At 71.0% G+C, this 13599-nt stretch carries 10 protein-coding genes and 2 pseudogenes; 11 read left to right on the top strand and 1 reads right to left on the bottom strand.

Annotation, left to right across the window (positions count from 1 at the left end; translation table 11 throughout):
- The 7 genes and pseudogenes from Q0V34_RS19580 to uczS form a co-directional block, all read left to right on the top strand.
- On the top strand, nt 1-937 hold a 937-nt coding region (locus Q0V34_RS19580; RefSeq protein ID WP_297515683.1), incomplete at its 5' end, for a c-type cytochrome biogenesis protein CcmI.
- A pseudogene (gene ccmE, locus Q0V34_RS19575) lies at nt 934-1404 on the top strand (cytochrome c maturation protein CcmE); the annotation flags it as partial. The gene Q0V34_RS19580 and the pseudogene ccmE, both read left to right, overlap by 4 nt.
- A gap of 119 nt (nt 1405-1523) precedes the next feature.
- On the top strand, nt 1524-3506 hold the full coding sequence (locus Q0V34_RS19570) for a heme lyase CcmF/NrfE family subunit (RefSeq protein WP_297515678.1): 1983 nt from the start codon (nt 1524-1526) through the stop codon (nt 3504-3506).
- A gap of 122 nt (nt 3507-3628) precedes the next feature.
- Nucleotides 3629-4072, top strand: a complete 444-nt coding sequence (locus Q0V34_RS19565; protein ID WP_297515675.1) for a cytochrome c-type biogenesis protein — start codon at nt 3629-3631, stop codon at nt 4070-4072.
- Nucleotides 4073-4244: 172 nt separating this feature from the next.
- A complete protein-coding gene (locus Q0V34_RS19560) occupies nt 4245-5828 on the top strand; it encodes a Do family serine endopeptidase (RefSeq protein WP_297515672.1) in 1584 nt (527 codons plus the stop codon).
- A gap of 252 nt (nt 5829-6080) precedes the next feature.
- Nucleotides 6081-6752 (top strand): two-component system response regulator UczR, encoded by a 672-nt coding sequence (uczR, locus tag Q0V34_RS19555; RefSeq protein ID WP_297515669.1) that lies wholly within the window; start codon nt 6081-6083, stop codon nt 6750-6752.
- A 34-nt stretch (nt 6753-6786) separates the two neighbouring features.
- Nucleotides 6787-8193: a two-component system sensor histidine kinase UczS gene (gene uczS, locus Q0V34_RS19550; RefSeq protein ID WP_297515666.1), complete on the top strand. Its 1407-nt coding sequence runs from the start codon at nt 6787-6789 to the stop codon at nt 8191-8193.
- Between the two features lie 158 nt (nt 8194-8351).
- Here uczS and Q0V34_RS19545 read toward each other — a convergent pair whose 3' ends face one another.
- Entirely contained in the window at nt 8352-9242 is an 891-nt protein-coding gene (locus Q0V34_RS19545) for a M56 family metallopeptidase (protein WP_297515662.1), read from the bottom strand.
- A gap of 105 nt (nt 9243-9347) precedes the next feature.
- Here Q0V34_RS19545 and Q0V34_RS19540 point away from each other — a divergent pair, with 105 nt between their 5' ends.
- From Q0V34_RS19540 to Q0V34_RS19525, 4 genes and pseudogenes are all read left to right on the top strand, one after another.
- On the top strand, nt 9348-12230 hold the full coding sequence (locus tag Q0V34_RS19540; RefSeq protein ID WP_297515659.1) for a bifunctional [glutamine synthetase] adenylyltransferase/[glutamine synthetase]-adenylyl-L-tyrosine phosphorylase: 2883 nt from the start codon (nt 9348-9350) through the stop codon (nt 12228-12230).
- Nucleotides 12231-12314: 84 nt separating this feature from the next.
- The gene (locus tag Q0V34_RS19535; RefSeq protein WP_297515656.1) at nt 12315-12779 is read left to right on the top strand and encodes an EF-hand domain-containing protein; all 465 of its coding nucleotides are present in this window, start codon (nt 12315-12317) and stop codon (nt 12777-12779) included.
- Between the two features lie 26 nt (nt 12780-12805).
- Entirely contained in the window at nt 12806-13366 is a 561-nt protein-coding gene (locus Q0V34_RS19530; RefSeq protein WP_297515653.1) for an RNA polymerase sigma factor, read from the top strand.
- Nucleotides 13367-13379: 13 nt separating this feature from the next.
- A pseudogene (locus Q0V34_RS19525) lies at nt 13380-13599 on the top strand (hypothetical protein); the annotation flags it as partial.

The following is a 13599-nucleotide window of genomic DNA, read 5'->3' as shown; positions in this document are numbered from 1 at the left end:
CGCCCGCGCCGAGGCGGGCCGGGGCCTGCTGGCCGCCGCCGACCAGGCCGAAAGCTGGGGCCGGGACGGAACCGGACCGCGCAAGGCCGTGGTGGCGGCGCTCGGCGCGGCTTGCGTGGCGGCCGTCGGCCTCTACGTGTTCCTCGGCCGCCCGGAGATGGCCGACCAGCCCTACAAGACCCGTGTCGCCGAATGGAAGGCCGCCGATCCGGCGACTCTGGAGCCCGCCAAGATCGCCGCCGTGCTGGAGACCGTCGCCGCCGCGCGGCCCAAGGCCGCCGAGCCGCTGATGTTCCTGGCCAAGGCGCGCGCCGCGGCCGGCGATCTGTCCGGCGCCGAGGCGGCGCTGCGCAAGGCCGTGCGGCTGGCCCCCAAGCGGGCCGATCTCTGGAGCCTGCTGGGCGAGACCTTCGTGATGGAGAGCGCCCAGGGCGGCGCCGGTCCCCAGGTGGGCGCGGACGCCAAGCTGGCTTTCGGCGAGGCGCTGAAGATCGATCCGAACGACTTGCGGGCGCGCTATTATCTCGGCCGGGGCAAGATCGCCGACGGGGACGTGGCCGGCGGCCTCGCCGACTGGCGCGCGCTCAGGGCCAATCTGCCGCCCGACAGCGGCCCCTGGGTCGCGATCGGTCAGGAGATCGCGCGGGTCGAGAGCGCCGGCCGTCTGCCCGCCGACCAGCCCGCCGCCGACCGCAATCCCCAGGTCCAGGGGATGATCGCCGGCATGGTCGAGGGCCTGGCCGCGCGCCTGGCCAAGGCGCCCGACGACCCCGACGGCTGGGTGCGCCTGGTCCGCGCCTATGCGGTGCTGGGCGAGACGGCCAAGCGCGACGCCGCCCTGGCCAGCGCCACCGCCCGCTTCAAGGACCAGCCCAAGGTGCTGTCGGCCCTGCGCCAGGCCGCCGACACGCCCGCTCAGAAGATCGCCACGCCATGAGTTTCTGGCCCAAATCCCGCAAGGCCCGCCGGCGCCTGACGATCCTGCTGGCCATCGCGCCGGTGCTGGCCCTGGCGGTCGGCCTGGCCCTTTATGGCCTGCGCGACAGCATCTCGCTGTTCTACACGCCGGCCCAGGCCCAGGAGGCCCACGTCAAGCCGGGCCGCAAGGTGCAGCTGGGCGGCCTCGTCAAGGCCGGCAGCGTGGTCAAGCACCCCGGCGGCGACGTCGAGTTCGTGGTCGCCGACCACAAGGCCTCGGCCAAGGTGACCTATCACGGCGACCTGCCCGACCTGTTCCGCGAGGGCCAGGGGATCGTGGCCGAGGGGACCTTCGACCCCAATGGCGTCTTCGTCGCCAAGCAGGTGCTGGCCAAGCATGACGAGCGCTACATGCCGCGCGACGTCGCCAAGGCCCTGAAGAAGCAGGGCGAGTGGCGCGGGCAGGGGGCGGGGACGCCGGCTTATGAAAGATCCTCCCCCCAAGGGGGAGGTGTCGGCGCAGCCGACGGCGGGGGAAGTTCCGCGGCGCCGGCCACCCCCCCCTCCGACCTTCGGTCGCCTCCCCCGCGGGGGGAGGATCGCTGATGATCACCGAACTGGGCGCCTTTGCCCTCATCCTTTCGCTCATGCTCTCCGTCGCCCAGACCGGCCTCTCGGCCGTGGGCGGCGCGCGGCGCTCGCCGGTGCTGGCCGGGGCGGGACAGGGCGCGGCGCTGGCGGCGTTCGTCGCGGTGCTGGTCGCCTTCGCGGCCCTGATCCACGCCTTCGTGGTCTCGGACTTCTCGGTCGCCAATGTCGCGGCCAATTCGCACACGGCCAAGCCGATGCTCTACAAGGTGGCCGGCGCCTGGGGCAGCCACGAGGGCTCGATGCTGCTGTGGTGCCTGGTCCTGACCGGCTACGGCGCGGCCATGGCGATCTTCGGCGACAGCCTGCCGCCGCGCCTGCGCGCCTACGCCATCGCCGTGCAGGGCGCGCTGGGCGTGCTCTTCCTGGCCTATACGGTCTTCGCCTCGAACCCGCTGGCGCGGCTGGCCGAGGCGCCGGTCGAGGGGCGCTCGCTCAATCCGCTGCTGCAGGACCCGGCCCTCGCGGCCCATCCGCCGTTCCTCTACAGCGGCTATGTCGGGTTCTCGGTGGTCTATTCGCTGTCGTTGGCGGCGCTGATCGAGGGCCGCATCGACGCGGCCTGGGCCCGCTGGGTGCGGCCCTGGACCTTGGCCGCCTGGAGCCTGCTGACCATCGGCATCACGCTGGGCGCCTTCTGGGCCTATTACGAGCTGGGCTGGGGCGGCTGGTGGTTCTGGGACCCGGTCGAGAACGCCAGCTTCATGCCGTGGCTGATCGGGGCGGCCCTGCTGCACTCGGCCATCGTCACCGAAAAGCGCGGCGCCTTGCCCGGCTGGACCGCGTTCCTGGCCCTGGCGGCCTTCACCTTCTCGATGCTGGGCGCCTTCCTGGTGCGTTCGGGCGTCCTGACCAGCGTCCACGCCTTCGCCGTCGACCCGACGCGCGGCGTGCTGCTGCTGATCATGATGGGGATCGCGGCGGGCGCGGGCTTCCTGCTGTTCGGCCTGCGCGCGGGCAGCCTGAACCCCGGCGGCCAGTTCCGCCCGATCAGCCGCGAGAGCGCCATCGTGCTGAACAACATCCTGCTGTCGACGGCGACGGCGGTGGTGCTCCTGGGCACGCTCTATCCGCTGATCCGCGAGGCCATGGACGGCGAGGCCGTGTCGGTGGGCGCGCCGTTCTTCAACCTGACCTTCACGCCGCTGATGGTGCTGGCCTTCGCGATCCTGCCGGCCGGGCCGCTGCTGGCCTGGAAGCGCGGCGACGCCAAGGGCGTGGCCCGCAAGCTGTGGATCGCCCTGGCCGCCGCCGCCGCGCTGGGTCTGGTGGCCTACGGCGTCGTCCAGCCGCGCAAGGCCCTGGCCAGCGGCGGCCTCGTCGTCGGCTTCTGGCTGGTCGGCGGCGCGCTGATCGAGATGGCCGATCGGCTGAAGCTGCTCCGCGCCCCCGCCGCCGAAAGCGTCCGTCGCGCCCGGGGCCTGCCGCGCGGCGCCTGGGGCACGACCCTGGCCCACGCGGGCCTGGGGATCTTCGTGCTGGGCGCCTCGTTCGAGACCGCCTGGAAGGTCGAGGCCGCCCAGGCGCTCAGCCTGAACGGAAGCCAGCCGCTGGGCGCCTATGTCCTGACCCTGACCGATGTCGGCACGGTCGAGGGCCCCAACTATCTGGCCGAGCGCGGCGTCGTCACCGTCGTCGACAAGGCGGGTCGCGAGATCTGCCGGGCCGCTCCGGAGCGCCGCTTCTATCCGACCGGATCTCAAACCACCTCGGAGGTGGCGATCTGTCCGCGCGGGCTCGACGATATCTACATCGTGCTGGGCGAGCGCCGGGCGGGCCAGGGCGGCAAGCCGGCCTGGCTGGTGCGGGCCTATGTCAATCCGTGGGTGCGGCTGATCTTCCTGGGGCCGCTGATCATGGCGATCGGCGGCGTGGTGTCGCTGTCGGACCGCCGGGTGCGCCTGGGCGTCGGCCGGCGGACGCGGGAGGCCGTGTCGTGAGACTCTGTACTGCTCCTCCCCCTCAGGGGGAGGTGGCCCAGCGGGCCGGAGGGGGCAGCGCGGCGGTTGCCGAGATGGCCCCCTCAGTCGCTTCGCGACAGCTCCCCCAGCGGGGGAGCATCTTGAGGTCGTCACTCATCGCCCTGGCCGCCCTGACCCTGACGGCCGGCGCCTCGGATCCGAGCGAGCGGCTGCCCGATCCAGGGCAGGAGGCCAGGGCGCGGACCTTGTTCAAGGAAGTGCGCTGCCTGGTCTGCCAGAACGAGTCGATCGACGACTCCGAGGCGCAACTGGCCTCGGACCTGCGGCGTATCGTCCGCGAGCAGGTCAAGGCGGGGCGCAGCGACGCCGAGATCCGGGCCTTCCTGGTGGCGCGCTACGGCGAGTTCGTGCTGCTGAAGCCGCGCTTTTCGGCCGGCAACGCCGCCCTTTGGCTGACGCCGCTGGGCGTGCTGCTGGTCGGCGGGGGGCTGATGATCGGGCTGCTGCGGCGTCGCGCGACGTCCGAGACCGAGCTTTCGCAAGAGGAAGAGGCGCGGGTGAAGCGCCTGCTGGAAGGCGATTGACACGATTGGGCCGAAAAGGGGCCGCAAGAAGCGCCTCGGCAATGACGGAAAGATAGTTCGAGAACCATTGCACCTTTTACGACCGGGACTAGGTTCTCAAGGAACTGGGACCGCGCGCCGGGCGCGCGGGCGAGGAAAGGGACCGCGCCGCCGCGCGGATGAGGAAAGACGAATGACCGCTAGGAAGTCGGGTTTCATTGTGGGCGCCGTGGCCGGCGCGGGCGTGGCTTGCGCGGCTTTGGCCGGCGTGGGCATGCGGATGGGCGGGGCGGACGCCGCCGAGGCCCAGACGGTCCGCGCCTCGATGTCGGGCGCGCCGGCCTTCGCGCCGCCGCCCGGCGCGCCGATGTCGTTCGCCGACATCTTCGAGAAGGTCTCGCCGGCGGTCGTGCAGATCAACGTGACCTCGAAGGCCAGCCCCCAGGGCCTGCGCATTCCGGGCCTGGAAGGCTTCGACATCGTTCCGCGCGGCCAGAAGGGCAAGCCCGGCCAGAAGGACGGCGGCGATGACGGCGACACGCCGGCCACGCCGAAGCAGCAGTCGGCCGGTTCGGGCTTCTTCATCTCGGCCGACGGCTACATCGTCACCAACAACCACGTGGTCGCCGACGCCGACGACATCCAGGTGGTGATGAAGGATGGCCGCGAGTTCAAGGCCACCCTGGTCGGCCGCGACGAGGGCACGGACCTGGCGGTGATCAAGGTCGCCGATCCCAAGGCCAAGAACGCCGACTTCCCGTATGTGAACTTCGAGAACCAGGCCAAGCCGCGGGTCGGCGACTGGGTGATCACCATCGGCAACCCGTTCGGCCTGGGGGGCACCGCCACGGCCGGCATCATCTCGGCCTATAACCGCGACCTGCAGGATCCGACCTCGCAGTTCGTCAACTACATCCAGATCGACGCGCCGATCAATCGCGGCAATTCGGGCGGTCCCAGCTTCGACATCTATGGCCGGGTGATCGGCGTCAACAGCGCCATTTACTCGCCGACGGGCGGCTCGGTCGGCATCGGCTTCGCCATCCCCGCCGACATCGCCGAGGCCACCGCCAAGCAGCTGATCGCCGGCGGCAAGGTCGTGCGCGGCTATATCGGCGTGGAGATCCAGGACTTCAGCGCCGAGTCGGCCGAGGCCCTGGGCCTGAAGGACGTGAAGGGCGCGATCGTCTCGACCGTGGTGCCGGGCGGCCCCGCCGCCAAGGCCGGGCTGCTGCCCGACGACATCCTGACCGGCGTCAACGGCACGCTGATCGCCAACAAGTCCGAACTGACCCGCGAAGTCGCCAAGGCGCGTCCGGGCGAGCCGATCAAGATGTCGGTGATCCGCGACGGCAAGCCGCGCACGGTGACCGTGGTCTCGGGCACCCGGCCCTCGGAACGGTCGCTGGCGCTGAACGACGACGATCAGGATCAGAACGGCGGCGGCGCGCCGACGCCGGACAAGCCGGCCACCCAACGCGTCGAGGCCCTGGGCCTGACCCTGTCGCCCATCGATCCGGCCTCGCGCCAGACCTACAAGATCGACAGCGAGATCAAGGGCCTGCTGATCACCGGCGTGAAGGGCGACAGCGACGCGGGCGAGAAGGGCCTGGCCAAGGGCGACGTGCTGGCCAACATCAACGGCGCGGCCGTCGCCAGCCCGGCGGACGTCAACGCCGCCGTCGCCGCCGCCAAGAAGGCGGGACGCTCCAACGTCCTGGCCAAGATCGTCCGGCAGAACCGTCCGGTCTTCGTGCCGCTGAAGATCGCGCCGTAGAGCCTGTCTGTTTCGAACGGACTCATTCGAAACAGGCCCGATTTCGGCTATCACGCTTTAGGCGCGATCGGTTCGTGAAACGTCAGAGCCCCGCTCCGGTCCGCCGGAGCGGGGCTTTTTCGTTCCTGACCAAGGTTTAAGTTACGCCGATCCTCGAAAACGCTATCAACCCAGACGACTATCGCGCGAGGCGCGGAATCGGAGGAACGTCGGACCTTCCGAGATTCCGTCCCGCGCAGGAGGGGCTATGCGATGCGTATTCTGATCATCGAGGACGACCTGGAAGCCGCCGGCGCCATGGCCCACGGCCTGCGCGAGGCCGGCTATGACGTCGCCCACGCGCCCGACGGCGAGGCCGGTCTCGGCGAGGCCCAGAAGGGCGGCTTCGACGTGCTGATCGTCGACCGCATGATGCCGAAGATGGACGGCGTCACCGTGGTCGAGACCCTGCGACGCGAGGGCGACCAGACGCCGGTGCTTTTCCTGTCGGCCCTGGGCGAGATCAACGACCGGGTCACGGGCCTGCGCGCCGGGGCCGACGACTATCTGGTCAAGCCCTACGCCTTCCCCGAGCTGATGGCCCGGGTCGAGGCCCTGTCGCGCCGCCGCGAGACCGGCGCCGTCGCCACCACGCTGAAGGTCGGCGAGCTTGAGATGAACCTGATCAACCGCACGGTTCATCGTCAGGGCAAGGAGATCGACCTGCAGCCGCGCGAATTCCAGCTGCTGGAATTCATGATGCGCCACGCCGGCCAGTCGGTGACCCGCACCATGCTGCTGGAAAAGGTCTGGGAGTACCACTTCGACCCGCAGACCAACGTCATCGACGTGCACATCTCGCGACTGCGCAGCAAGATCGACAAGGGCTTCGATCGCGCCATGCTGCAGACCGTACGCGGCGCCGGCTACCGGCTGGATCCATAGGATTTTGGGAACGGCCTGATCGTCGGAACCGCCCATGCGTCTGCCGCGCCTTTTCCGCACCACGCCGTTCCGGCTGACCCTGCTGTTCCTGGCCCTGTTCGCGGCCGCCGCGAGCGCGTTCCTCGGCTACATCTACGTGGCGACGGCCGGCGAGGTGAACCGGCGCGCCCAGGCCGAGATCAGCCGCGAGTTCGAGAGCCTCGAGGCGGCCTATCGCCAGGGCGGGGTCGACGCGCTGAACCAGACCATCGTCGAGCGGGCCACCGGCGAGCGGCCGTTCCTCTATTATCTGGCCGACAAGACCGGCAAGCGGATCTCCGGCTCGATCGAGGAGTCGCCGGTCGCCAACTTCACCGGCGACGGCCCCCAGTGGGCCAGCTTCAAGGTCACCGAAACCGACCTCGACGGGGCCGAGGTCAAGGCCGCCGCGCGCGGGGTGCAGCAGCGGCTGGAGCACGGCGAGATCCTGTTCGTCGGGGCCGATGTCGACGCCTCCGAAGCCTATGTCCGCAAGATCGTCCGGGCGCTGTGGGGCGCGGGGGCGCTCGTCATCCTGCTGGGCCTGGCGGGCGGGGTGCTGATCAGCCGCAATGTCAGCCGCTCGATGCAGGGGCTGGTCGACCTGGTCAACGCCGTGCGGGCCGGCGACCTGCACGCGCGGGCCAGGATCCGCGGCGCCCGCGACGAATATGACGAGCTGGCCGAGGGCCTGAACGACATGCTCGACCGGATCGAGCGCCTGATGGGCGGCTTGCGCCACGCCGGCGACGCCATCGCCCACGACCTCCGCTCGCCGCTGACCCGTCTGCGGGCCCGGATGGAGGTGGCGCTGATCGACGCCGAGAACGGCAAGGGCGATCCGCTGGCGGCGCTCGAAACCGCCCTGGCCGACGCCGACGGGGTGCTGAAGACCTTCAACGCCGTGCTGGCCATCGCCCGACTGCAGGCGGCCGGCTCGGCCCCGGACCAGAAGACCTTCGACGCCTCGGAACTGGCCGCCGACATGGCCGAGCTCTACGAGCTGTCGTGCGAGGATAAGGGCCTGGACTTCAAGGCCGAGATCGTGCCGGCCCTCAGCATCAAGGGCAATCGCGAGTTCCTGGCCCAGGCCCTGGCCAACATCCTCGACAACGCCATCAAATATACGCCCGAGGGCGGGGCGATCATGCTGCGCGCCCGGCGCACCTCGTCGGGGGAACTGGAGTTCTCGGTCACCGACACCGGCCCCGGCGTGCCCGAGGCCGACCGCGCGCGGGTGGTCCAGCGCTTCGTGCGCCTGGAGAACAGCCGCAGCGAGCCCGGCGCGGGCCTGGGCCTGTCGCTGGTCCAGGCCGTGGCCGCCTCGCACGGGGGCCGACTGGAGCTCTCCGAGGGGCCGGGGGAATACAACGGCATGGGCCCCGGCCTGCGCGTGGCGCTGGTGCTGCCGAGGGTGGAGTAGGGGGCGGCAGGGTCGCCGGGGTCGATGTCTGCCGACCCGTTGCGGACATTCCCCCTTCCCCCATCAAGGGGGAGGGGATCACGAGCAAATGTCTCCTCACCATCCTTGCTGACGCTGACGGGAAGGCTCATCCGATCGCCTGGATGGCCAGCGGTCGACTACCGCTCGACCCGCACCCAGGTGATCGCGCCGCTGTAGGGATCCAGCTGGGCCGCCATCTGGGCGCCCAGGTCGGTCGGCCGCGGCCCACGCGGGGCGATGCTCCACACCAGGGCCATGGCGGCCACCGCCAGGAAGGTCGTGGTCAGGAAGCCGGCGATGTCGCGCGCCAAGCTCGGCTCGCCTCGATTCAAAAGCGAGACCCGCAGGATCAGCGGATGGGTGGCCCAGCCGCAGGCCAGCGGTGAGACCGCCCCGCCCATCTGCGCCTTCATCAGGGCCTTGGCGTAGTCGGCGCGGATGTCCGAGCGCAGGGCCACGACCGTGGCGTCGCAGGCCAGCTCCTGGTCGACGCGGACGAGACGCGAGGCCAGAGCGATCATCGGATTGCACCAGCCCAGCACGCCGACGCCGGCGATGAACAGGTTGGCGATCGGGTCGCCGCGGTGGATGTGGGTGCGTTCGTGCAGGGTGATCAGCTCGCGCTCGCGGGCGTCGAAGCGGGCGGTGAAGTCGGACGGCAGCACGACGCGCGGCCACAGGGCGCCCATCACCGCCGGTCCGGCCTGGCCGCGCTCGACCCGGCGGCGGAACAGGTGCTCGCGGACCATCAGCACGGCGGTGGCCAGGACGCAGCCGGCCAGCCACAGCAGGATCAGCTTGCCCGCCCAGACGCCCAGCGGCCGCGATGGCGCGCCCAGCTCCATGGTCTCGGCCAGGCTCGGAAAGAAGGCGGCGGCGGCGGCGGCCGGCACGATCAGCCACAGGCCATAGGCGCGGCGCGGACCGAACAGCTGGCGCGCCGACGGGCGCAGCATGACGACCAGCAGCACCGCCGCGGCGGCGGCGATCTGGGCCCGGATCAGGGCGAGGGCGAAGAGCTCGGTCATGGTCGAACGGTCCCTGCCGTTTTCTTCCATGCATGGTTACAACTGTAATTTGGCGCGTCAAGCCGGAGTCTTGCGGGGCCGAGCGACGCGGGTCACGGTGCCGGAATGACTCGCCTCACCGATCAGCTGACGCCCTGCGGCCACATCCTCGACGCCAAGGCCGCCGAGCGGGCTTACGAAGCGATCGCCAAGCGGGTCGGCGAGGGGATCGTGGCGGTCGACGCGGCGTGGCCCGCCCTCGCGCCGGTGTTCGCCGCTTCGCCCTATCTGGCCGGTCTGGCGCGGCGGAATGGGCTGCGATTGCCCTCGATCCTGACGGTCGACCCGGAGATTCGCCTCAATCAGATCCTGGATCTAGCCGAGGCGGTCGAAGTCGAACCGGACTTCGAGACCGCGCGCTGGACCTTGCGCGAGTTGAAGGCCGACCTGCACCTTCTCACCGCCCTTTGCGACCTCGGCGGCGTCTGGGACCTCGATCAGGTCACCGGCGCCCTGACCCGCTTCGCCGACGCCGCGCTAAAGGCCGCCCTGGCCCAGGCCGTGCGGCAGGAGGTCGATCGCGGCGCCCTGACCCAGGTCGGCCAGGGCCCCGAGGGCCCCGCGCCGGGCCTCTTCTGCGTGGCCATGGGCAAGCACGGCGCGTTCGAGCTGAACTATTCCAGCGACATCGATTTCTCGATCTTCTACGCGCCCGAGAAGCTGCCCGTCGCCGACGGGCACGAGCCGCAGGGCGTGGCCGTGCGTCTGGCCAACCATCTGGGGCGGATCCTGCAGGAACGCACCGGCGACGGTTATGTGTTCCGCATCGACCTGCGCCTGCGCCCCGACCCATCCTCGACCCCGCCCGCCATGCCGGTCGACGCGGCCTTGGACTACTATGAGAGCGTCGGCCAGAACTGGGAGCGGGCGGCCCACATCAAGGCGCGGATCGCGGCCGGCGACCTGGCCGAGGGCGAGGCGTTCCTGAAGGCGCTGCAGCCGTTCATCTGGCGGCGGAATCTCGACTTCGCGGCCATCGCCGACATCCATTCGATCAAGCGGCAGATCCATGCGTACAAGGTCGACGATCGCCTGACCGCCAAGGGCGCGGACCTGAAGCTGGGGCGGGGCGGCATCCGCGAGATCGAGTTCTTCGTCCAGACCCAGCAGCTGATCCTGGGCGGCCGGCAGCCCGACCTGCGCGCGGCCCGCACCCTGGACGCCCTGAAGGCCCTGGCGGCGGCGGGCCACGTGACGGCCGAGGACGCGGCCTGGCTGACGACGGCCTACCAGGACCTGCGGGCGCTGGAGCACCGCGCCCAGATGATCGCCGACGACCAGACCCACAAGCTGCCGGAGTCGGACAGCGAGCGGAAGAAGGTCGCCGCCCTGTGGGGGCAGGACAATCTGCGCAGCTTCGACGCGGCGGTCGGCAAGATCCTCAAGGGCGTCAATCTGCGCTATGGCCGGCTGTTCGCGGGCGAGGAGCCGCTGTCGTCCAAGTTCGGGAGCCTCGTCTTCACCGGCGTCGAGGACGATCCGGAGACCCTGGCGACGTTGAAGCGCATGGGCTTCTCCGCGCCCGAGCGGGTGGCCGCCACGATCCGGGGGTGGCACCACGGCCATATCGCCGCCACCCGCACCGAGCGGGGACGGGAGCTGTTCACGCGTCTGGCCCCCCGCCTGCTGGACGCCGCCAACGCCACGGGCAGTCCCGACCAGGCCTTCAACCGCTTCGCCGACTTCTTCGCGTCGCTGAGCTCGGGCGTGCAGATCCAGTCGCTGTTCCTGGCCCAGCCGCGCCTGTTCGAGCTGATCGTCGAGGTGATGGCCTTCGCCCCCCGGCTGGCCTCGACCCTGGCGCGGCGGCCGACGGCCCTGGACGCGCTGCTGGACCCGGCCTTCTTCGGCCCGATCGAGACGCCGAGCGTCGCGCCCTGGGACCCCGAGGACTTCGAGGGGGCGATGAACGCCGCGCGGCGGCTGTTCCGCGATCAGAGCTTCCGGATCGGCGTGCGGGTGATGAGCGGAACCGCCGACGCCCGCGACATCGGCCGGGCCTTCGCCGACCTGGCCGACCTGATCATCGGCGGCCTCGCGCCCGCCGCCCTGGCCGAGACGGAGAGGCTGGGCGGGGCCTTCCCCGGCCAGGTGGCGGTGGTCGCCCTGGGCAAGGCCGGCTCGCGCGAGATGACCGCCAAGTCGGACCTTGATCTGATGACCCTCTACGCCGCCGACGATCCGCGCGGCATGTCCGGGATCAAGGCCTGGGGCGCGGAGACCTTCTACGCCCGCTTCACCCAGCGCCTGACCTCGGCCCTATCGGCGCCGACGGGGGAGGGGACGCTGTACGAGGTCGATCTGAAGCTGCGGCCGTCCGGGACCAAGGGGCCGGTGGCGGTCAGCTTCGCGGCCTTCGAGGACTATTACGCCCGCGAGGCCGAGACCTGGGAGCTGCTGGCCCTGACGCGGGCGCGGGTCGTCTGGGCCAGTTCGGCCGCGTTCCGGGCGCGGGCCGAGGGGGCGATCGCCGCGGCGCTGCGGCGGCCGCGCGACTGGAAGAGGACCGCCGCCGACGTCGTGGACATGCGTCAGCTGATGGAGCGCGAGCGGCCGGGCAAGGGCGACTGGGACCTGAAGCTCGATCCCGGCGGCCTGGTCGACATCGAGTTCGCCGCCCAGTTCCTGCAACTGGCGCACGCGGCCGACGACGGCCCGCTGCGCCAGAACACCGGCGAGGCCCTGGCGGCCCTGCGCGAAGCGGGTCTGGCCGACGAGGGCGCGCTGTCGCGGCTGGAGGCGGCCTGGCGGCTGGAGCAGGACCTTTCGCAGCTGATCAAGGTGGCGCTGGAGGACGGCGCCGACGTCGAGGGCGAGCCCAAGGCTTTCAAGGCGCTGCTGGCCAAGGCCGGCCACGTGGCCCAGTTCAAGTCGCTGAAACCCAAGCTGGCCAAGGCCAAGGCCGAGGCGCGGGCGGCCTATGAGGCGATCGTCAAGGCGCGAGGCTAGATCGGATTATTTCGGAGCGGCCGACGGATTCCCGGCCGCCGGGCGTTTGTCACCCAGGGGACGCCCGTTGGAGACCCAGAAACGATGATCCTACGCACCGTGATCGCCGCCGGCGCCGTGCTGGCGCTCGCCAGTCCCGCCCTGGCCCAGAAGGCGCCCGACAAGGCCGCCGCGCCCCAGGGCATGACCCTGGAGCAGTTCCAGACCAAGAACGGCGACAAGCTGTTCGCCCGTCTCGACACCAACAAGGACGGCAAGATCTCGCCCGAGGAGTTCGCCGCCTACCGCAAGCCGAAGGCCGACGCGCCGGCCGCGAGCGCGACCGCTCCGGGCGCCGCGGCGACCGCCGACGCCAAGCCGACCAAGGGCGCCAAGCGCGACCAGCGGCTGTTCGCGCGGTTCGACACCGACAACGACGGCTTCATCTCCAAGGCCGAGGCCAACGCGATCGTGGCCCAGCGCTTCAAGCGCCTGGACGCCAATAATGACGGCGTGCTGACCGTCGAGGAGTTGCAGGCCAAGGGCGGCAAGGCCAAGGTCGGGGTCTGATGGCGACGTGCGTGGCGGGTTGAAGGTTGGCGTCCGACGGGAACGATCCCGACGAGGCCTTGCTGGCGGGGGTGGGACGGGGCGACCCGGCCGCCGTCCGTCAGCTTTTGGACCGGCGCCTGCCGCGCATCCTCGCCCTGGCGAGGCGGATGCTGAACGACGCCGTCGAGGCCGAGGACGTCGCCCAGGAGACCTTCCTGCGGGCCTGGAAACAGGCCAAGGCCTGGAAACCGGGCGGGGCGCGGTTCGACACCTGGCTGCATCGCGTGGCCTTGAACCTGTGCTACGACCGGTTGCGGCGTCGGCGCGAGATCGCGACGGACTCGCCGCCCGAGCAGGTGGACGCGGGCCCGGCGCCGGACGCCGGGCTTTTGAGCGCCGACCTCTCGCGACGGGTGGAGACGGCCCTGGCGGCGCTTCCGCCTCGCCAGCGCGAGGCGATCGTGCTTTGCCATCACCAGGGTTTGGGCAATATCGAGGCCGCGGAGCTGATGGAGATCAGCGTCGAGGCCCTGGAGAGCCTGCTCTCGCGCGGTCGGCGGGCGTTGAAGGCGTCGCTGGCCGATCTGGCGGAAGCGGGGCGATGAAGGAGGCGTGGTCATGATGTCTTTCGAACGGTTCGAGGACCTGGCCGAGATCTATGGCGGCGAGATCGCCCGCTGGCCCGAGGCCGAGCGCGAGGCCGCGCGCGCCCTGCTGGTCGCCCACGCCGACCGCCTGTCGCCCGTTCTGGCCGCCGCCGCCCAGCTGGATCGGCTGCTGGACCTGGCGCCGGCCCAGAGCGCGGACGCCGCCCTGCTGGGCCGGCTGATCGCGGCCG

It is taken from the genome of uncultured Caulobacter sp., assembly GCF_947036865.1.
GTDB lineage: Bacteria > Pseudomonadota > Alphaproteobacteria > Caulobacterales > Caulobacteraceae > Caulobacter.
Note: the sequence above shows the minus strand (reverse complement) of the source record. Positions and strands in the feature narration are given on the sequence as shown.

Bases quoted from the DNA above. Each gene is read 5' to 3' on its own strand.
- uczS (WP_297515666.1), top strand. From the start codon at position 6,787: ATGCGTCTGCCGCGCCTTTTCCGCACCACGCCGTTCCGGCTGACCCTG.
- Q0V34_RS19570 (WP_297515678.1), top strand. From the start codon at position 1,524: ATGATCACCGAACTGGGCGCCTTTGCCCTCATCCTTTCGCTCATGCTC.
- uczR (WP_297515669.1), top strand. From the start codon at position 6,081: ATGCGTATTCTGATCATCGAGGACGACCTGGAAGCCGCCGGCGCCATG.
- Q0V34_RS19535 (WP_297515656.1), top strand. From the start codon at position 12,315: ATGATCCTACGCACCGTGATCGCCGCCGGCGCCGTGCTGGCGCTCGCC.
- Q0V34_RS19545 (WP_297515662.1), bottom strand. From the start codon at position 9,242: ATGACCGAGCTCTTCGCCCTCGCCCTGATCCGGGCCCAGATCGCCGCC.
- Q0V34_RS19560 (WP_297515672.1), top strand. From the start codon at position 4,245: ATGACCGCTAGGAAGTCGGGTTTCATTGTGGGCGCCGTGGCCGGCGCG.
- Q0V34_RS19540 (WP_297515659.1), top strand. From the start codon at position 9,348: ATGACTCGCCTCACCGATCAGCTGACGCCCTGCGGCCACATCCTCGAC.